Consider the following 17,902-nt stretch of genomic DNA (forward strand, 5'->3'; position numbering starts at 1 on the left):
AGGACAGAAAATGACGAATACGACGCCACGCAAGCGACTGGGGTTCTTTACGCGTCTCCTCGACGACGTGCCCGCCGGCACGCGCTATCATTATGCGGCCGAGCAGATCGCGACCGCCGAACGTTTCGGCTTCGATACCGCCTGGGTCGCCCAGCATCACTTCCATGCCGACGAAGGCGGTTTGCCGGCGCCACTCGTCTTCCTGGCACATGTCGCCGCGCAGACGTCGCGGATCAGGCTCGGAACCGGCGTCATCACCCTGCCGCTTGAAAATCCGATACGGGTTGCCGAGGATGCGGCTGTGCTCGACCTTCTCTCCTGCGGGCGGGTCGAAATCGGCTTCGGTACCGGTGGCACTCCGTCGTCCTTTACGGCCTTCGGCCTCGAGAGTGCCGAGCGCGGAGACATTTTCGCCCGGCATCTGCGCGTCGTGCTCGACGCCTGGGCCGGACGCAGCCTTTCAGGCGGCGACCAACTTTATCCGACGGCGCCGCAATTGCTCGACCGGATTTGGCAGGCCACGTTCTCCGTCGCAGGCGGGGAGAGGGCAGGGCGGGCCGGCGACGGCCTCATGCTGTCGCGCACCCAGCCCCGGACCGCCGAACGACCGGAGGCGTCGCTCGCCGAATTGCAGAACCCGATCATCAACGCCTATCTCGCGGGATTGCCGGCAGGCAGCGCACCCCGAATTTTGGGTTCACGTAGCCTGTTCGTGGCAGACAGCCGCGCTGAGGCATTGCGCCTGGCCGAAATCGGCTTGCGTCGCGGCGCCGAACGGCTGATTGCGGCCGGCCACAAGCCGACGGGCAACTCGCTCGCCGAACTGATCGCCGCTTTCGACGTCCATGTCGGGACGCCCGACGACGTGATCGAAAGCCTCCGTGCGGATACGACGCTCGATCGGGTTACCGACCTCGTCTTCCAGGTTCACTCCATCGATCCGCCCCACCCTCTGATCCTGCGCTCGATCGAGCTAATCGCAACCAAGGTCGCACCGGCGCTCGGATGGGCGCCGGAGGAAAAATTCGCCCCCCGCCGCCTCGGAGCCGTCGGCTGACAACGCCGATCACCACAGTGGCACCCGGGGCGCCGCTAAACTGAAGGAAGGAGACTTACCGTGACCACATCGACACCCGATATCATCGACCTGCTGGCCGGCATCAAGCCGGGCTCATCGCTTGATCGCATCCGCACCCAGCGGCCGGAAACACGCGAGCAGGCGCAGAAGAGCTATCTCGCACTCTTCGAACCTGAAAATTTTGGCGACGTCTCTCATGCCGAACGGCAGGCAATTGCCAGCTTCGTCGCGGGATTGCATCGGCATCCGGATATTTTTGAGTTCTACGTCAGCCCACTGGAGGAAGGCGAAGCGAACCGCTGGGTGGTCGAGGTGTTGAAGGCCGAGATCGGCGCGGCGCAGGCCGTCGGCCCCTATGGGCGATATCCGGCCGGCGCTTTGAGCGTCGAGGACGCACCCGGGCCGATCTACCAGGTCTCTGATGCCGGGCGTGAAGCGCTCGGAGCAAAGCTTGCGGCAGCCTTGGAACATGCGCATCTGCTTGTCTTCCATCTCCGTGACGCAAGCCCTGGGGCGCTTCAGGCGCTTATCGATGCCGGCTGGACGACGAACAGCATCGTGACGCTGTCGCAGCTTGTCGCATTCGTTGCGTTCCAGATCCGGGTAATCGCCGGCCTTGGCCTGCTTGCGGCCTCCGCTAGGCGCGCTGCCGCCTGAGCCTTAGAAGGAGTTTGTCATGACTGACCACATCATCACGCCCAACATTGAAAATCGTCCTGTCGCGTTCACGCAGGCCGAGATCGGCTGGACACCGTGGCTGGAACCGCTCGCGGAGGACGATCTGACGGAGGCACACCTTGCCGGTCTCGTCGAGGCGTCGCGCGCCAAGTCGCCCTACTTCCGCTTGCTCGTTCGCGATCCCCAGGTTCTGGAGGCGCGGACGAAGACGGACAAGGATATTTTCTACAACACCCGCACGGGCCTGCCGCGTGCCGAGCGCGAGCTTGCAGCGACCGCCGCATCGCGGTCAAATGGATGCATCTTCTGCGCCTCTGTGCATTCGCGTTTCGCATCTCATCATTCCAGGCGGGGCGACGACGTTCAGAAGCTTCTCTATGAAGGTGTGGATGCTGATCTCGGCGAACGCTGGAACGCGATCGTTGCAGCCTCGGTCGCACTGACGGCTACGCCACCCACATTCGGCGATGATCATATCGAACGCCTGTCTGCCGCCGGCCTCGATGAACTCGAGATTGCCGACGTGATCCACGGCGCCGCCTTCTTCAACTGGGCGAACCGCCTGATGCTCTCGCTCGGCGAGCCGACACCGGCGGTACAATGATCTGAGATTGAGGGGCGCGGCCAAGCATGCTGCGGGGTCCCGGCAAATGCCCGCATCACCGCGGTTGAACCGTGCCGATGGGTAGCACGGTCCGGCCATGCCGCATCGATCAGCGTCCAAGAAGGCCAACCGAACAAGGCGCGAGCATTGCTCGCGCCTTGTTGATATTCGTTATCGGTACCGAACCATGACGGATGGCCATCTGACGTTCAGTGCCAGTCTGCCAACCGAAAGCCTATTGGGTCGGGGCGAGCGGTGGCTCGACCTGTCTGCGCACGAGCTTTCCTTCCTCAGCCTTGTAGAAAAACTGGCTTGAGACCAGCCATCCCTTGAGTGGTCGAAGTGGTGGAATGCACGTCAGCAACATGAATGGGCCGGTGACCAGAAGGTGTATCCACAGCGGAGCGCTGAATTGCACCTCCAGCCATACGCCGAGCAGCACGCTCGGCACGCAGCCGAAGCAGATGACGAAGAAGGCGGGGCCGTCAGCGGGATCGGCGAAGGAGTAGTCGAGATCGCAGACCTCACACTTCTTGCGCATCTTGAGGAAGCCCTCGAACAGATGCCCCTGGCCGCAACGCGGACAACGACCGCGCAAGCCAGTTTGCATCGGAGGTATGGGAGGCCAGTCGTGATCCGAAGACATATGCGTTCCTTTCAGGCGTCTGCGGCGCAGCCATTCCGGCGCGCCAGCTGATATGCCTGGGTGCGGTCGACGAATGCTCCGTGCCGCCTCAGGCCTGCAGGGATTAAGACGCCTAAAAGCACGCATTGTCAATTTATTGTATGCATACATTGCTGCGACAATTTCGCCGGCCGCAAACAAAAGACCTCAAACGACGAGACTCGATGCAGCCGGAGATTGCTGAAGCAGATCTGCAATCGTCATCAGGCTGCGCTGCAACTCCTCGTGCGTCCGTGCCGCGCCAAGGCCGAGGCGCACGGCTTCAGGTGCTAGGTCAAGCGCGAAGGCATCGCTGGCCACGACGCTGATGCCTGATGCCCGCAGCCGACCGGAAAAATCGCCTCGCGTCCAGGGTAGTGGCAGGTGTAGCCATACGTGGAAGCCTTCCTGGTCCGTCTGGACAACGTCCCTTGGCAACAAGCGGCTGACCATGGTCTGTCGGATCGTCACTTCCTGGCGGATCGCGCCGAGGACCTCCCTTGCCGTCCCGTCCTCAATCCAGCGTGTTGCGATCGCGGCGTTGAAGGGGGGAGCCATGCCACTCGTCGCGCGTATCGCGCCCTCGATGCGCACGCAGCTTTGGCGATCCGGAACGACGAGATAGGCAATCCGCAGCGCTGGCGACAGGCACTTGGCGAGACCGGCAATGTGATAGACGAGGTCAGGCGCAAGTGCTGCCAATGGCAGCGGCGCGGCGATTGGTAGCGCTCCATAGGCGTCGTCCTCGATGATTGCTACGCCGTGGGTTCGGGCAATGGCAACGATCGCCTTGCGGCGCTCAAGCGGCAGTGTTGCTGTGGTCGGGTTGTGGAGCGTGGGGTTACAGTAGAGCGCTCTTAATTTCGTGCTTTTGCAAATCGCTTCAAGCTGTTCTGGTACAATGCCATTTTTGTCGATAGGAACGCCGACGATATCGATGCCGAGATGGGCGGCGAGCGCCCGTAGGCCGGGATAGGCAATGGTTTCCGCGGCGATCACATCGCCGGGCTTTGCAAGGCTGCTGATCGCGGCCAGCAGGGCGCTTTGTGCTCCTGCGCAGATCAGTACGCGCTCGGCTGGGATTTCTCCCAGGCGCGGCTGTAGCCAGTTGGCCCCGACAGCGCGATTGTGAAGCGTGCCGCCGGGCGCCTGATACCGCATCAACAGATCGAGCCCATGTTCGACCTGCAGGCTGGCGATGTCGCTCCACAGGCGCATTGTCAGGGCCGCGTCGTCGAAAAGTGGCGGCAGGTTCATGCTCATGTCGACAAGGCCGTCGGCTGCCGGCTGCAATCCCTTCATTCTTTTCGCCTTGACATAGGTGCCCTGGCCGACGCGCCCTTCCACCAATCCGCGGTGTCGCGCCTCGTTGTAGGCGCGACTCACCGTGGTGAAGTCGATGCCCAATGCGCTGGCGAGCGCGCGCTGGGGCGGCAGCCGCGCGCCTTCGGACAGGCGACCTTCGGCGATATCAGCTGCGATGGCGTCGGCAATAGCGATGTAAAGCGGTCCGTTCGCTTTCCGGATGGCCGGCAGCCAGGTCGTCTCCGATGCATCCGTCGTCATGGCACTACCTCAAGATCACATTGTATGGATATTGCATGTTTTACCATGCTGGCGCAAGCCGCCGTATTTCGGGGACGGGCTAGCGTGCTCGGGGCCACCGAATCGCTGCGTCGAGCGGCACAAACGGTTGCTCCATTTCCGTTACTGCGGAAACCTAGGAAGCTTTTCGACGTTCAACCTACCCGGCGCTCGACAGTTGAGCGTTCGATGCAGGCATTTGGTTGCATTTGTCCTGACTGCTCGCCGGGCGACCGGACCCCATCGCCGATTGGGTTGCTGCCGAGGCTGGTAGGTTTCAGTCTTTTTCCCCCTCAAGGCAAATCTTGTTTGCCATATCGCGTGGCTGTCATTTGCGCGAAGGGCAACAATGTCATACGCTTAAGCCGTGACGCGCGCTTTGTATGGTTGTTTTCGCCGACGAAGCCAGCAAACGAGAAATGCAACAGAACCGGTCCATCCCAAGGGGCCGTGGAGCAGCGCCATGCATATCCTAAAGCCGAAGCCCATTCGTTCGTTTGTCGCAACCGGGGAGGGTGGGTTTAGCGACACAATCGGGATCAAACGCGCCATTCGCGCCTGTGGCAAACGGTCGGCCATCGGCCTCTCTGCATTTCTTGTGACGCTGGCGCTCTCGAACCTTGCCTATGCGGCGAACTGCAAGGATCCATCGGCGCCGGGCGCTGACTGGAGCGATTGCAACAAGAAACAACTAATGCTTGGCGGGATCGATCTCGAGGGTGGGAACCTGGTCAACACTGATTTCACCCTGACGGATCTGAGGGGCGCGAATCTCACGGCGGCAAACCTGGAGAAGGCGACGCTGGTGCGTTCGTCATTGGCCGGGGCCAGGGCCGACAAGGCGAATTTCGCCAAGGTTGAAGCCTACCGAACCAGTTTTGCCGGCATCTCGGCGGAAGGCGCTTCATTCAACAGTTCTGAACTGCAGCGAACGAATTTCACAGGAGCCAAATTGACGGGCGCCGACTTCGAGAAGGCCGAGCTCGGGCGCGCCAACTTCGAAAAAGCGGTGATCACGGGCACGCGTTTCCCGATGGCCAATCTGTCGCGCGCCACTTTCAGCGGCTCTAGCTTCGAGGGCCCGATCGACTTCACCGATGCGTTCATGTTCCTGACGCGCATCGAAGGGGTGGATCTGTCGGCCGCAACCGGGCTCGAGCAGGAGCAGGTTAACCTGACATGCGGCGACAGCGCCACCAAACTGCCGGCCGGGCTATCTACTCCAGCCAATTGGCCGTGCCCGGTCGACTGAACGGGATCGATCTCAACGGAGATGTTGCTTGGCGGCAATCGCCAGGCATTGCTTGAATGCCTCGAGATCGGTCAGCCGGTCGGCTTCGGCCACTTCGCGCTTTATGAAGGTTCCGCCGCGCGCCAGGATGCCGCCATCGAGCATCAGATTGTCGGCCATATCGAAATCCTCGATGCTCAACCCGTCCTGTCCAGCCATGCGGCCGTCCGGGCGCGTGCCGGCCTTGCCGCCGTAATGGCCGTGGAGGATGCGGTCGTAATAGCTGCGCGACGTGTTGGTGTAGGCATAGACATGGCGGCCACGGCCGCACATGAAGCCGAGCTCGAAAACCGTGCCGACATCGGCGCTGATGCCGCGAAACGGCGTCAGATTGGCGATGATCATGTCGCTGGCCAGCATCATGCCTTCATCCACGCCATAGATCGCAACGCCGCGTGCATGCTTGGTTTCGGCCGGCGGAATTTCCAGGTCGCCCGGCACGAGTGGCGTGAAGCCGGCCGCACGGGCAAGTTCGGCCTTCTGTGCCTGGATCTCCACGGCATTGCTCAGGAACACTTCAGGCCCGGCCAGATATACTTTCACGATCATGCTCCTTGCAGATTTCCCAGTCCGTCAAAGGAGGTCAGCCTAGGGAGGTCGCGGGCGGGCGCCTAGTAGGCGTGGTTGCACGGCCGGCGCTTACCCACCGATATTTCGGTACTTGTCCGCGCTGATTGCAGGAGCGGTCGATGATGGCACGGCATGGACAGGCGGCTTCGTCATCCGCTATCTCTCAGCCGTTCTGTCCAGGCATATCCATCAGCGGGGTCCATCGATGCCAAGTCAGCCTTTGACCACCTATGTCGGCGTTGCACATCCGTGGATGTGCGACACGATGGGGCATATGAACGTTCGCCACTATGCGGCGATGTTCGATGATGCCAGCTTCCAGCTGCTTGGTCATATTGCCGGGATCGAGGTTGAAGGCGAGCCGGGCAGGGGCTGGGCCGACGTGCGGTCGGAAGTGGAATACAAACACGAGACGAAGGCAGGCACCCTACTCACCATTCGCTCGCGGGTGGTCAAGCTGGGCCGTTCCTCCGTGACCTTCGAGCAGATCATGTCAGGCACGCTTGATGATGTTGTTCACGCCGTCAACCGAACGGTGACCGTTCGCTTCGATCTTTCGGCGCGCACGGCAATGGCGCTGGAGCCGGCGGCACGCGCACGCGCGGAGGCATTGCTTCAAGCGTGATCTGCCGCCCGCGGTCCGTCGTCAGTCCGTATAGATCCGCTCTTCGACAGGGGTTTCGGCGATCAACATCTGCAGCCCGGCAAGCAATGCCTTTTCTGCACGGTTCAAGGCCTTGTCGGGGTTCGTCAGCAGGAAGATGTCGATCGCCGGCGGTGCTTCATAGGGTGGCAGCCGCCACAACACACCATCGGCCACGTCGCGGCGTGCCACATGCAGCGGCAAGGGACCGACGCCGAGGCCGGCGACAATCATCCGGCGAACTTCTTCAAGGCTTGAAGAAACGCCAACGACGTTGGCATTGAGCTTGGCCTCGCTACGCAGAAGCGCAACGGGCCGCAATGCATCAGCGATATGGTCGGTGTGGAACGACACCGAGGTCTCCCCCTTGAGGTCAGCAAGTTTCAATCCTTCCCTGCCGAACAGCCGATGGTGCGGACCGCAGAAGAAGCCGAAGAACTCGCGAAAGACCAAGAGGTAGTCGAGCGCCGGGTCGCGGACGCTGACAAGGCAGAGGCCGAACGATGCCCGTTTCTCCCGCACCTGGCGGGTGACTTCGCCGCTTGCCGCAACCGAGATGTTCAGCGTCGCGCGCGGATAGTTGCGATGAAACTCCATCAGCGCCCGATCAAAGATCGGCGATACCACATGGCTGGCGACGGCGATCGTCACATGCCCGGTCACGTCGTCGCTGACCCCGCGCACCAGTTGCGGCAGCTGGGATATGGTTCCGAAGACCTCGACCGCCTGCTCGTAGAGAAGTTGGCCGACCTCCGTCAGGTCGAAACGCGTCGCGTCCCGCTCGACGAGCCGACGCCCGACACGGTCCTCCAGCCGCTTCAACGCGTTGCTGACGCTCGGCTGTTTCAGGTTCAGCCGTTCCGCGGCGCGCGTGATGCTTTTGACCTCGGCGATCACCACGAAGGTGCGCAGAAGGTTCCAGTCGAGCTCCCAGACGAGCCGTTCGGATCGAGGTGTGACCATTCCTGAAATCTATGCCCTCTATTCCCATTATCTATTTGCGCAATGCTGATGCAAAGGCAATCATGAAATTCGGAAGGCGCCTCGATGCCCGTCCCAAGCGCACGAGAAGGCGCATTCATCCAGAGGAGCAAGGAACATTTCATGAAGACCATTTTCTCCGGCCTTTTGGCCGCTACGCTCACCATTGCCGCAACCTTCTCCGCCGTTTCGGTGCGCGCTGACGACCTCGAAGCGGTGAAGTCTGCGGGTGAACTGAAGATCGCGATGAGCGGGCAGTATCCCCCCTTCAACTTCGTCAATGAACAGAACCAGGTTGTCGGCTTCGATGCCTCGATCGGCCAGGCGATTGCAGAGCGCGTCGGCGTCAAGGGCACTCTGGTGACGACGGCTTGGGACGGCATCATCGCAGGCCTGCTCGCCAACAAATACGATACCGTCGTCGGATCCATGACGATCACGCCCGAGCGTGAGAAGGTCGTCGATTTCGTCGGTCCGTATTATCACGCCGGCCGCGCGGTGTTCGTCGCCGAAGCCTCCGCCGTTCAGAAGCTCGACGAACTCAAGGGCAAGACGCTCGGCGTCACGCTCGGGGAAACCCATGAGAAATGGGCCCGCGAACAGGGCGGCTGGGACGTGCGCACCTACAAGGGGCTGCCCGAGCTGATGATGGAACTGAAGAGCGGCCGGGTCGATGCGATCGTCGTCGACAACATTCCGGTCATGGTGGCCGTCAAAGAAACCGGTGAGAAGGTTCGCCGTCTGGAAACGCCTGACATCGAAGGTGGCAGCGTCGCCATCGGTATCGCCATCCGCAAGAACAATCCGGAGCTGAAGGCTGCAATGCAGAAGGCGCTCGAGGATATGTTGACAGACGGTTCCTACGAGAAGATTTCGATGGAATGGGTCGGTAGCGACATCCGCTGATCGCTGGCTTCTACCCGTCTCCGGCCGCCCATTGACGGCAGCGGCCGGAGATTGTCGCGTTCTCCCCCCGGAGTTTTCCAATGGACTTTTCGCTGGTGCAGCGCGTCTTCCCGTTCTTCGTGGAAGCGGCGTGGATAACGATCGAGATATCGGCGCTTTCGCTGGCGCTTGGGCTTGTCGTCGCCTTTCTCGTGGCGGCGGCGAAGATGTCGCGCTCTTGGCCTTTGCGCGTCTTTGGTTCTGCCTATGTCAGCCTGTTTCGCGGCACGCCCTGCCTGATCCAGCTTTTCGTCCTCTATTTCGGCGGGCCGCAGATCGGCATCAATCTCGAGCCGTTCGCCGCCGGCGTGATCGGGCTTGGGCTCAATATCGGCGCCTATATGGCCGAAGCCATCCGCGGCGCGATCCAGTCGGTCGACCGCGGCCAGACCGAAGCTGCCCGCTCGATCGGCTTCAGCCGGTTCCAGACGATGCGCAAGGTGGTGCTGCCGCAGGCCGCACGGTTGATGATCCGCCCGCTCGGCGTCAACGCCGTGGCTCTGGTGAAGGGATCGGCGCTGGTATCGACGATATCCGTGGTCGAACTCACCTACACGGCCCAGCGCTATATCGGCTCGACCTACAAGCCGTTCGAGATCTTCGGCGTTGCCGCCGTGCTCTACATGCTCATCGTCTATGTCGTCGCGCGGATCGTCGATCTGCTTGACCGACGCTACGCCATAGCCTGAGGGGGAGGCGCGCATGCAAGGTCTCGATTTCAGCGTCGTCCCGCCCTATGCCGATATCCTCTGGATGGGGGTCTGGTGGACTGTCGTCCTTACCGTCTCGGCGGCTGCTATCAGCTTCATCTTCGGAGTCGTTTTTGCCCTGGTTGTTCTCTATGCGCCGAAGGCGGTGGCCTTGCCGGTGCGCGCCTTCATGTGGCTCTTCATGGGCACACCGCTGCTGTTACAACTGTTCCTGATCTACTACGGGCTGGGGCAACTGGGGTTCAAGATCCCGGCACTTCTCGCCGGCATCATCGGTCTCGGCCTGCACTTTGCCGTCTATAACGCCGACATTCTGCGCGCCGGGATCGTGGCAGTGGATGTCGGGCAGACAGAAGGCGCGCGCAGCCTCGGTTTCGGCCGTTTTCAGACGCTGCGCTACTTCGTCGTGCCGCAGGCCGTGCGCAACACCATTCCGGCCATGGGCAACAACCTGATCGTGCTGTTGAAGGAGTCCTCGCTGGTGTCGATCATCGGCATTGCCGAGTTGGTTCATGCTGCGCAGCTGGCGATCAGCGAAACCTTCCGGCCGTTCGAATTCTACATCACGGTCGCCGCACTCTATTACATCCTAAACCTCGTGCTCGAAGCGGGTCTGCGCCGGGTCGAACAGAACGTGGAGGTATCACGATGACCGCCCAGCGACCCATGGTCGAAGTCAAGAGTGCTCGCAAGGCCTATGGCGAGCTTCAAGTCCTGAAGGGCATAGACTTGTCGGTTGCCCGGGGGCAGATCGTTGCGATCATCGGCCCGAGCGGCTCCGGCAAGAGCACGCTGCTGCGCTCGATCAATCATCTGGAAACGCTGAACGGCGGCGAGGTGTGGCTCGACGGCGTCCAGGTCAACCAGAGCCTGCGCGGCCAGGCCTTCGAGCGCCACATCAACGCGGTGCGCCAGCAGATGGGCATGGTGTTCCAGCACTTCAATCTCTTCCCGCACCTGACGGTGATCGAAAACGTCACGATGGGACCGATTATCCTGAAGGGCATGGCGAAGGCGGCTGCACGCGAGCTGGCGGTCGAGCTCCTGTCGAAGGTCGGGCTGGCGGAGAAGGTCGACGCCTATCCCTCGCGGCTGTCAGGCGGCCAGAAGCAACGTGTCGCCATCGCCCGGGCACTCGCGATGCAGCCGAAGGTCATGCTTTTTGACGAGGCGACCTCGGCGCTCGACCCCGAACTCGTCGACGAGGTCAATGCGGTGATGAAGCAACTCGCCGCCGAGCACATGACGATGCTGATCGTCACGCATGAGATGCGCTTTGCCGGCGAGGTCGCCGACCGCGTGCTGTTCATGGATGGCGGTGTCGTCGTCGAGCAGGGTGCGCCAGCCGAGATTTTCCGCGAACCGAAACAGGAGCGCACGCGGGCTTTCCTCAAGAAATATCTGGCGGCGTGATGGATGCGATGAAGATGACCAGCAACCAATTCCCCGATTTCGGCCTGACACCTGAGCAGCGCCGCGAAGCGGTGCTCGGCCACTACTTCGAATACCCCGGAATGGATGGCGAGCGCGGCGAAATCTGGTGCTACACCGACGCCTATGCCTACCCGCCCGGTGCAACGGTCCGGCTTCAGGTGAGTTCGACCGCAGCCCTGTTCGAACTGGAGATCGTACGCGACGGCGCCGTCGAAACACCGGTCATGAAGCGAAGCGGCATTGCCGCCCGCTGGCAGGATACGCCGGACCAATGCTCGGTGGTCGGCTGCGGCTGGGAGACGACGCTTGAATTCCAGGTGGGCGCGGACTGGTCGTCCGGTGCCTATCGCGTCACCTTGACGGCTGAGGGCCGCGACCGTTCGCCCATTCGCTGTCACCATCTGTTTATCGTGCGCCCCGAGGCCGGCCGCAAGCCGGGCCGCGTACTGCAGGTGGCGGCGACAGGATCCTGGACGTCTTACAACACCTGGGGTGGATCGAACCATTATCAGGGCATCACCGGCCCCGATCGCGACCAATATGCAACGACCGTCAGCATTGACCGGCCGTTCTGCCGCGGCTTCGTCCAGCTCCCAATCGATGCGCCGCGGGTGCCGCTGGAGATCTATTCTCCGATGGCAGTGGCGCCACGCTACCCGCACATGGAATGGGCCTATGCCAACGGCTATTCCAAGAAATATGCCTCGTCCGGCTGGGCAAGCTATGACAGTCATTTCTTCCGCTGGGCCGAGCGCGAAGGTTATGCTGTCGATCTCGCCAGCCAGCATGAATTGCATTTCAATCCGGAAATTCTCGACGGCTACGATTGCGTCGTCTTCGTTGGTCACGACGAATATTGGACCTGGGAGATGCGCGACGCAGTCGACACCTATGTCGAGCGGGGCGGCCACGCCGCCCGCTTTGCCGGCAATTTCATGTGGCAGACGCGGCTGGAGGACGGCGGCAAGCGGCAGGTATGCTACAAATATCGCTCGCGTGCCGAGGACCCGGCCTACCGTTCCGCCGATCAGACGCGCACGTCCGGCTCCTGGGAGGCGGCAGAGATCGGCCGCCCCGGCGCTTCGACCTTCGGGCTCAATGCCACGCGCGGGCTCTATGTCGGCTGGGGCGGTTGTGCCCCGCGCGGCGCCCGCGGGTTTCCGGTCTATCGTCCGGAGCATTGGGCATTTGCCGGAACCGGTATCTACTATGGCGACATCCTCGGCGCCGAAGGTCATGCCTTCGGTTATGAGGTCGACGGCCTCGACTACATCATCCGCGGCGGTCTGCCGGAGCCGACGCAAGACAGCGGCGCCCCGGATGGTCTGGAAATCCTGGCGCTCGGCATGTCATCGCTGAAGGAAGAGAGCGCCGATATACCCGCCGACGATCAGTTCCTCTCCGACGCGGACGCTAAGTTCGTGGCGGAAACACTGATCGGCGATACCGGAGAGGCGGCAGTCGATCGCGTCAAGCGCGGCTGTGGCATGATCGTCAATTTCCCACGCGGCAAGGGCGAGGTGTTCCACGCCGGCAGCTGCGAATGGGTTGCCGCCCTGATGCGCGGCGACGCGATGGTCGAACGCGTCACCGCCAATGTTCTTAACCGTTACCTCAAACGCTGACAGAGACCCGACATGCTCAAGACGACAGCTTCCAACGAACGGCCCGCTTCACACCTGTTCTACCAGTCGCGTCTTCGCCGGCCGCTGGTCGACCGGGCCGAGGGCATCTATCTCTGGGATCAGGATGGCCGCCGGGTGATCGACGGTTCGAGCGGTGCGATGGTGGTCAATATCGGCCACGGCAATCGCAACGTGCTCGAGGCGATGAAGCGGCAGATGGATCGCGTGACCTTTGCCTATCGTCTCCACTTCGAAAACGAACCGGCGGAAGAATTGGCCCGCCGCGCCGCCGAAAAGCTGCCCGAAGGCATGGACAAGATCTTCTTCGTCTCCGGCGGGTCGGAAGCGGTCGAATCCTGCCTGAAGCTCGCCCGCCAATGGGCGGTTGCGACCGGCCAGAAGGACCGTTGGAAGGTGATTTCGCGGTTTCCGTCCTACCACGGCGGCACGCTCGGCGCTCTGGCGGTCACCGGCTATGCGGCGCTCTCCGATCCGTTCTCGCCGATGATGCGCGAAATGCCGAAAGTGCCGGCTCCAACCGCCTATCTCGACCGCGACAATCTCTCGATGGAGCAACGCGGCATCAAATATGCCGATATGCTGGAGGATAGGATCCAGTCCGAAGGCCCTGATAGCGTGCTGGCGTTCATCATGGAACCGATCGGCGGCGCCTCGACTGGCGCCCTGGTCGCACCCGACAGCTATTACAAGCGCATCCGCGAAATCTGCGACAAGTACGGTATCCTCTTGATCCATGACGAGGTCATGAGCGGAGCCGGTCGTACCGGAAAATTCCTTGGCGGCGACCATTGGGATTGCAAGCCGGACCTGATCGCGCTGTCGAAAGGCTTTGCCTCAGGCTATTGCCCGCTGGGCGCCATGGCAGCACCATCGAGGCTGGTGCAGCCGGTGCTCGACGCCGGCGGTTTCCAGCATGGTTTCACCTATGCCGGCAATCCGCTCGCCTGCGCTGCCGGCCTTGCGGTGCTCGACGAGATCGATCGCCTGGGCCTGATCGACAATGCAGCTGTCATGGGTGGTGCGCTCAAGGCCGAACTGGTCGCGCTTTCCGAACGGTTCCCGTTTATTGGCGATGTGCGCGGCAAGGGTCTGTTGCTTGCCGCCGAGTTCGTTTCTGATCCTGAGACGATGAAGCCCTTGCCGAAGGAATTGAACGCACATCAGCGGGTCGTTGATCTCGCCTATGAGCGTGGACTGATCATCTATTCGCGGCGGACACGCGGCGGCGTCGAAGGCGATCATTTTCTGGTCTGCCCGCCGATGATCATCACCAGAGAGCAGATCGGCGAGATCGTCGCCATCCTCGGCGATGTCCTCGAGCAGCTTGCCGCTGAGCTCACTCTTCCCGTCAACCGTTGAGATCGACATCATGACGAAAACCAAGACGTCGCGCAGGAAGGTCATCATCACCTGTGCGGTGACGGGCTCGGTGCACACGCCGACCATGTCGCCCCATTTGCCGATCACGCCGGACCAGATCGCTTCGGAAGCAATCGCTGCGGCGGAGGCCGGCGCCTCGATCCTGCACCTGCATGCGCGAAATCCCGTAGACGGCCGGCCTTCCGCCGACCCCTCGCTGTTCATGCAGTTCCTGCCGCGGATCAAGCAGTCGACCGACGCCATCGTCAACATATCGACCGGCGGCTCGTCGCTGATGGCGCTGGAGGACCGCCTGGCGGCGTCCTTGCGGGCCGAGCCGGAAATGTGCTCGCTGAACATGGGGTCCATGAACTTCGCCCTGTTTCCGGCGCTCGACAAGCCAGTGGCGTGGAAACACGAGTGGGAGCCGGAGCTGCTGGAGGCGACGCGCAGTTCGATCTTCAAGAACACCTTTGCCGACATGGAGTTCATCCTCACCCGACTCGGTCAGGGATGCGGCACACGGTTCGAATTCGAATGTTACGATGTCGGCCATCTCTATTCGCTGGCGCATTTCCGCGACCGCGGTCTGGTCTCCGGTCATCTGTTCATTCAGTTCGTCTTTGGCATTCTCGGCGGCATCGGCGCCGATCCGGAGAACCTGACGCATATGAAGCGCATCGCCGACAAGCTTTTCGGTGACGACTATTCGTTCTCGGTGCTGGCCGCCGGCCGGCACCAGATGCCGATGATCACTATGGCGGCTGCGATGGGCGGCAATGTGCGGGTGGGGCTGGAGGACAGCCTTTACAATGGCCGCGGGCAACTTGCGACCAGCAATGCCGAACAGGTTCTGCGCATCCGCGCCGTTCTCGACGCCTTGTCGCTGGAGGTTGCCACCCCTAAGGAAGCACGTGATCTTCTTGGCCTCAAAGGCGGAGATCAGGTGGCATTCTGACGCCGCTGGTAACAGGCGCGTCATCGATGCCATAGGCTCATCGGCAGAAAAGGGGACGGAAGTGACGACGACGCACGGGAGGACCGCAGATATCCGCATTCGCCCCGGTGAAATCAAGGACGCCGAGGCGATGCACGGCGCGATCCAGGCTATGGGCCGCGGGCTCGATATGGCCGGCAAGGTCACCTGCACGGTCGATGACTACCGTCGTTTCGGTTTCGGCCCCGATGCCGGCTTCGGCAGTCTGATTGCTGAGGTTGAGGGAGAATTTGCCGGCCTTTGCCTGTTCTTTCCGATCTTCTCGACCTGGCGCGGCCGGCCCGGCGTCTTCGTGCAGGATCTGTATGTCGGCGATCGCTTCCGCGGCCTCGGTATCGGCGAGCGCCTGCTGCGCGAAGTGGCCTCGTGGTCGAGGGCGCGGGGCGGGGACTACCTGCGGCTGGAAGTCGATGTGGAGAACGAGCCGGCGCAGCGCCTTTACCAGCGGCTTGGCATTACCTGGCAGACGAAAGACCGCGCTCATGCCGCCTATGGCGAGGCCTTTGTGGCTCTCACCGAGGGACTGAAAGCTTGACGATGCAGGAACGGGAGAGAGCATGAAAGCCTTCTACGCACAGGAACAGAAGCGACACGACCCGAAGGCTTTCCTTTCGAGCGGGGCGCCGCAGCCGAACCCGGAGCAGCCCGAACGGGTTGAAAGGCTCCTGATCGGCGCCCGTGACGCCGGATGCTCCGTCGTTCGGCCGCGCGACCACGGGCTCGCCCCGATTGCCGCCGTGCACACGCCCGAATATCTCGACTTTCTCGAGCATATCTACGCGCGCTGGCAGCGCATCGCCGAAGCCTCGGACGAGGTGATACCGAACATCCACCCGCTGGCCCGCGATGGCCGATACCCGGCTTCCGCAGTAGGGCAGGCCGGATATCACATGGCAGACACCGCATGCCCGATCTCCGGCGAAACCTGGGAGAGCGTGCGCTGGAGCGCCTGGAGCGCGGTCGATGCGGCAGATGCGGTGCTGGCTGGGGATCGCGCCGCCTATGCGCTCTGCCGCCCACCCGGTCATCATGCCTTTGCAGACGTTGCTGGCGGCTTCTGCTTCCTCAACAACTCAGCCGTTGCGGCGCAGCGTTTTCTGTCGAACGCGTCGCGCGTGGTGATCCTCGATATCGATCTGCATCACGGCAACGGCACGCAGGGCATCTTCTATCAGCGCTCCGATGTGCTGACGGTCTCGATCCACGCGGATCCTGTGCGCTTCTACCCCTTCTTCTGGGGACATGCGGACGAACGCGGCGAGGGGCCGGGCCTTGGCTACAACCTCAATCTGCCGCTCGAGCGCAAGTCCGGCGACGCCGATTTCCTCGCAGCCCTCGACGTCGCCTTCCGCCGGATCCGCGCCTACGCGCCGGACGCGCTTGTGGTGGCACTCGGGCTCGATGCGTTCGAGGGCGATCCCTTCGGTGGCCTGTCGGTCTCGACATCAGGCTTCGCAAGGATGGGCGCGGCGATCGCCGGTTTGGGCTTGCCGACGGCCATCGTTCAGGAGGGCGGCTATCTCTGCGATGCGCTGTCCGACAATCTGACGTCTTTCCTCACGGGCTTCGGCGCGACGGCCAAGCTCTGAGGCTGCCGTTACGTCAACGAACGGACGTTGTAATCTATTGTGTCAGGAAAGACGCAGAAATTATTGTTTTTGTTGTCGCTTTCTGCAAAGGCAATGGCGTTCTGAACATGTCGCCCACTTCGGGCAACAGGCGGCTCGCCTCATCGAGGAAGCCGCGGATCAGCGGCAGATGACGGCGCTCGGCCAGGCAGATCGCGTACTCGTCGATGATCTCTCTCGCGTCGTCGATCGGCACGAACGAGAGCCTGATGTCATGGCCGAATTCGAGATCGGCAACGACGCCACAGCCGACGCCATTGGCGATTGCCTCGCGCACGCCCTCGCGCGAGGAAATCTCGACGATCTGATGGATCGAGATGGAGTGGTCGGCGAGATTCTTCTCGAAGATCTCGCGGGTGCGCGAGCCGCGCTCGCGCATGACGAAGGAGAGACCTTCGAGTTCCTTCATGGTGACGCCGTCGCGCGATGCCAGCGGATGGGATGCCGGCACGCAGAGGCCGAGGCGCATGCTCAGAAAGCGGACGCCATGGAGGCGCGGGTCGTCGGGGATCTGCGCGGTGATCGCGACATCGGCGCGATAGTCGATGATCTGGTCGATCACACGGGCGGAATTATCGACGGCAAGGGAGAATGTCAGTTTTGGCCGATCAATCTTCAACCGCGAAAGAATCGGTAGCGCCAGGATGGGGCCGTCGGCGGCAACACGCAGATGACCGCCAGTCGTGCCGGCCTCGCCGCGCAGGAAGGCGTTGGCCTCCTTCTCCGCCTGGAACAGGCGCGAGGTGATTTCGAACAGGCGCTCGCCATGGGCGCTGAGGCTGACGCCGCGCGCCTTTCGATCTAGCAGGTTCTGCCCGCATAAAGCCTCCAGGTCCCGCACATGCTGGGACAATGTGGACTGGCTGATCGCCATGTCGCGGGCAGCCTGGGAGAAGCCGCCGGACTGGGCGACGATGTGAAACGCTTTCAATTGAGTGATCGACATTGCTTCCGGTTCTGTTGCCCGCGGGCATGGCCTGTTGGATCCGCGCGCGCATCATTGTCGGAAAAGCTGACAGGCACATGACACCGGCGGTGACCACACCGATCGGCCCCCCCCGAGGTGGGGTGAAACCGATGGCAGCCATCG

19 protein-coding genes are annotated in these 17,902 nt (G+C 62.2%); 14 read left to right on the top strand and 5 right to left on the bottom strand.

Features of this window, described 5'->3' with window-relative positions; translation table 11 throughout:
* Window positions 1–10 precede the first annotated feature (10 nt).
* The 3 genes from C6558_RS26875 to C6558_RS26885 are packed head-to-tail and all read left to right on the top strand — an operon-like array spanning window position 11 to window position 2,360.
* Window positions 11–1,057 carry a putative FMN-dependent luciferase-like monooxygenase gene (locus tag C6558_RS26875; RefSeq protein ID WP_107027961.1) on the top strand — a complete coding sequence of 349 codons (1,047 nt, stop codon included), beginning with the start codon at window positions 11–13 and terminating at the stop codon, window positions 1,055–1,057.
* Between the two features lie 60 nt (window positions 1,058–1,117).
* Complete coding sequence (locus C6558_RS26880; RefSeq protein ID WP_107027962.1) at window positions 1,118–1,735, top strand: CMD domain protein; 618 nt, start codon at window positions 1,118–1,120, stop codon at window positions 1,733–1,735.
* Between the two features lie 19 nt (window positions 1,736–1,754).
* Window positions 1,755–2,360, top strand: coding sequence for an alkylhydroperoxidase domain protein (locus tag C6558_RS26885; RefSeq protein ID WP_107027963.1), 606 nt, complete (start codon window positions 1,755–1,757; stop codon window positions 2,358–2,360).
* A 235-nt stretch (window positions 2,361–2,595) separates the two neighbouring features.
* Here C6558_RS26885 and C6558_RS26890 read toward each other — a convergent pair whose 3' ends face one another.
* The gene (locus tag C6558_RS26890; RefSeq protein ID WP_025428846.1) at window positions 2,596–3,006 is read right to left on the bottom strand and encodes a DUF983 domain-containing protein; all 411 of its coding nucleotides are present in this window, start codon (window positions 3,004–3,006) and stop codon (window positions 2,596–2,598) included.
* 186 nt (window positions 3,007–3,192) lie between these two features.
* Window positions 3,193–4,590 carry a PLP-dependent aminotransferase family protein gene (locus tag C6558_RS26895; protein WP_107027964.1) on the bottom strand — a complete coding sequence of 466 codons (1,398 nt, stop codon included), beginning with the start codon at window positions 4,588–4,590 and terminating at the stop codon, window positions 3,193–3,195.
* Between the two features lie 595 nt (window positions 4,591–5,185).
* Here C6558_RS26895 and C6558_RS26900 point away from each other — a divergent pair.
* A complete protein-coding gene (locus tag C6558_RS26900; protein WP_371412307.1) occupies window positions 5,186–5,860 on the top strand; it encodes a pentapeptide repeat-containing protein in 675 nt (224 codons plus the stop codon).
* Between the two features lie 12 nt (window positions 5,861–5,872).
* Here C6558_RS26900 and C6558_RS26905 read toward each other — a convergent pair whose 3' ends face one another.
* Entirely contained in the window at window positions 5,873–6,448 is a 576-nt protein-coding gene (locus C6558_RS26905) for a nucleoside 2-deoxyribosyltransferase (RefSeq protein WP_057206378.1), read from the bottom strand.
* A 226-nt stretch (window positions 6,449–6,674) separates the two neighbouring features.
* Here C6558_RS26905 and C6558_RS26910 point away from each other — a divergent pair, with 226 nt between their 5' ends.
* On the top strand, window positions 6,675–7,094 hold the full coding sequence (locus C6558_RS26910) for a thioesterase family protein (RefSeq protein ID WP_025428842.1): 420 nt from the start codon (window positions 6,675–6,677) through the stop codon (window positions 7,092–7,094).
* Window positions 7,095–7,115: 21 nt separating this feature from the next.
* On the opposite strand, the gene C6558_RS26915 is transcribed toward C6558_RS26910, so the two are convergent.
* Window positions 7,116–8,075 carry a LysR family transcriptional regulator gene (locus C6558_RS26915; protein WP_057214440.1) on the bottom strand — a complete coding sequence of 320 codons (960 nt, stop codon included), beginning with the start codon at window positions 8,073–8,075 and terminating at the stop codon, window positions 7,116–7,118.
* A gap of 141 nt (window positions 8,076–8,216) precedes the next feature.
* Between C6558_RS26915 and C6558_RS26920 the strand changes: the two genes are divergently transcribed.
* The 9 genes from C6558_RS26920 to C6558_RS26960 all read left to right on the top strand — a co-directional run bounded on the left by C6558_RS26920 (window position 8,217) and on the right by C6558_RS26960 (window position 16,773).
* Window positions 8,217–8,999, top strand: a complete 783-nt coding sequence (locus C6558_RS26920; protein ID WP_057206382.1) for an ABC transporter substrate-binding protein — start codon at window positions 8,217–8,219, stop codon at window positions 8,997–8,999.
* Between the two features lie 80 nt (window positions 9,000–9,079).
* The gene (locus tag C6558_RS26925) at window positions 9,080–9,727 is read left to right on the top strand and encodes an amino acid ABC transporter permease (protein ID WP_057206385.1); all 648 of its coding nucleotides are present in this window, start codon (window positions 9,080–9,082) and stop codon (window positions 9,725–9,727) included.
* A gap of 13 nt (window positions 9,728–9,740) precedes the next feature.
* On the top strand, window positions 9,741–10,400 hold the full coding sequence (locus tag C6558_RS26930; protein WP_107027966.1) for an amino acid ABC transporter permease: 660 nt from the start codon (window positions 9,741–9,743) through the stop codon (window positions 10,398–10,400).
* A complete protein-coding gene (locus tag C6558_RS26935; RefSeq protein ID WP_057214447.1) occupies window positions 10,397–11,161 on the top strand; it encodes an amino acid ABC transporter ATP-binding protein in 765 nt (254 codons plus the stop codon). The genes C6558_RS26930 and C6558_RS26935 overlap by 4 nt, the downstream gene beginning before the upstream one ends.
* Window positions 11,162–11,169: 8 nt before the next feature.
* Window positions 11,170–12,807: a N,N-dimethylformamidase beta subunit family domain-containing protein gene (locus C6558_RS26940; RefSeq protein WP_107027981.1), complete on the top strand. Its 1,638-nt coding sequence runs from the start codon at window positions 11,170–11,172 to the stop codon at window positions 12,805–12,807.
* Between the two features lie 12 nt (window positions 12,808–12,819).
* A complete protein-coding gene (locus C6558_RS26945; RefSeq protein ID WP_057206390.1) occupies window positions 12,820–14,187 on the top strand; it encodes an aspartate aminotransferase family protein in 1,368 nt (455 codons plus the stop codon).
* Window positions 14,188–14,197: 10 nt separating this feature from the next.
* A complete protein-coding gene (locus C6558_RS26950) occupies window positions 14,198–15,145 on the top strand; it encodes a 3-keto-5-aminohexanoate cleavage protein (protein ID WP_025428834.1) in 948 nt (315 codons plus the stop codon).
* 130 nt (window positions 15,146–15,275) lie between these two features.
* Complete coding sequence (locus C6558_RS26955; protein WP_082523518.1) at window positions 15,276–15,719, top strand: GNAT family N-acetyltransferase; 444 nt, start codon at window positions 15,276–15,278, stop codon at window positions 15,717–15,719.
* A gap of 22 nt (window positions 15,720–15,741) precedes the next feature.
* Window positions 15,742–16,773, top strand: a complete 1,032-nt coding sequence (locus C6558_RS26960) for a histone deacetylase family protein (RefSeq protein WP_107027967.1) — start codon at window positions 15,742–15,744, stop codon at window positions 16,771–16,773.
* Window positions 16,774–16,807: 34 nt separating this feature from the next.
* On the opposite strand, the gene C6558_RS26965 is transcribed toward C6558_RS26960, so the two are convergent.
* Complete coding sequence (locus C6558_RS26965; RefSeq protein WP_107027968.1) at window positions 16,808–17,758, bottom strand: LysR substrate-binding domain-containing protein; 951 nt, start codon at window positions 17,756–17,758, stop codon at window positions 16,808–16,810.
* Window positions 17,759–17,902: the final 144 nt, after the last annotated feature.

Source organism: Ensifer sp. NM-2 (genome assembly GCF_003024455.1).
Lineage (GTDB): Bacteria > Pseudomonadota > Alphaproteobacteria > Rhizobiales > Rhizobiaceae > Ensifer > Ensifer canadensis.

What these genes read in the sequence shown, in the direction of transcription:
- C6558_RS26875 (WP_107027961.1), top strand. Translation starts at nt 11, where the DNA reads ATGACGAATACGACGCCACGCAAGCGACTGGGGTTCTTTACGCGTCTC.
- C6558_RS26885 (WP_107027963.1), top strand. Translation starts at nt 1,755, where the DNA reads ATGACTGACCACATCATCACGCCCAACATTGAAAATCGTCCTGTCGCG.
- C6558_RS26890 (WP_025428846.1), bottom strand. Translation starts at nt 3,006, where the DNA reads ATGTCTTCGGATCACGACTGGCCTCCCATACCTCCGATGCAAACTGGC.
- C6558_RS26895 (WP_107027964.1), bottom strand. Translation starts at nt 4,590, where the DNA reads ATGACGACGGATGCATCGGAGACGACCTGGCTGCCGGCCATCCGGAAA.
- C6558_RS26905 (WP_057206378.1), bottom strand. Translation starts at nt 6,448, where the DNA reads ATGATCGTGAAAGTATATCTGGCCGGGCCTGAAGTGTTCCTGAGCAAT.
- C6558_RS26910 (WP_025428842.1), top strand. Translation starts at nt 6,675, where the DNA reads ATGCCAAGTCAGCCTTTGACCACCTATGTCGGCGTTGCACATCCGTGG.
- C6558_RS26915 (WP_057214440.1), bottom strand. Translation starts at nt 8,075, where the DNA reads ATGGTCACACCTCGATCCGAACGGCTCGTCTGGGAGCTCGACTGGAAC.
- C6558_RS26920 (WP_057206382.1), top strand. Translation starts at nt 8,217, where the DNA reads ATGAAGACCATTTTCTCCGGCCTTTTGGCCGCTACGCTCACCATTGCC.
- C6558_RS26925 (WP_057206385.1), top strand. Translation starts at nt 9,080, where the DNA reads ATGGACTTTTCGCTGGTGCAGCGCGTCTTCCCGTTCTTCGTGGAAGCG.
- C6558_RS26930 (WP_107027966.1), top strand. Translation starts at nt 9,741, where the DNA reads ATGCAAGGTCTCGATTTCAGCGTCGTCCCGCCCTATGCCGATATCCTC.
- C6558_RS26935 (WP_057214447.1), top strand. Translation starts at nt 10,397, where the DNA reads ATGACCGCCCAGCGACCCATGGTCGAAGTCAAGAGTGCTCGCAAGGCC.
- C6558_RS26940 (WP_107027981.1), top strand. Translation starts at nt 11,170, where the DNA reads ATGAAGATGACCAGCAACCAATTCCCCGATTTCGGCCTGACACCTGAG.
- C6558_RS26945 (WP_057206390.1), top strand. Translation starts at nt 12,820, where the DNA reads ATGCTCAAGACGACAGCTTCCAACGAACGGCCCGCTTCACACCTGTTC.
- C6558_RS26950 (WP_025428834.1), top strand. Translation starts at nt 14,198, where the DNA reads ATGACGAAAACCAAGACGTCGCGCAGGAAGGTCATCATCACCTGTGCG.
- C6558_RS26955 (WP_082523518.1), top strand. Translation starts at nt 15,276, where the DNA reads ATGCACGGCGCGATCCAGGCTATGGGCCGCGGGCTCGATATGGCCGGC.
- C6558_RS26960 (WP_107027967.1), top strand. Translation starts at nt 15,742, where the DNA reads ATGAAAGCCTTCTACGCACAGGAACAGAAGCGACACGACCCGAAGGCT.
- C6558_RS26965 (WP_107027968.1), bottom strand. Translation starts at nt 17,758, where the DNA reads ATGTCGATCACTCAATTGAAAGCGTTTCACATCGTCGCCCAGTCCGGC.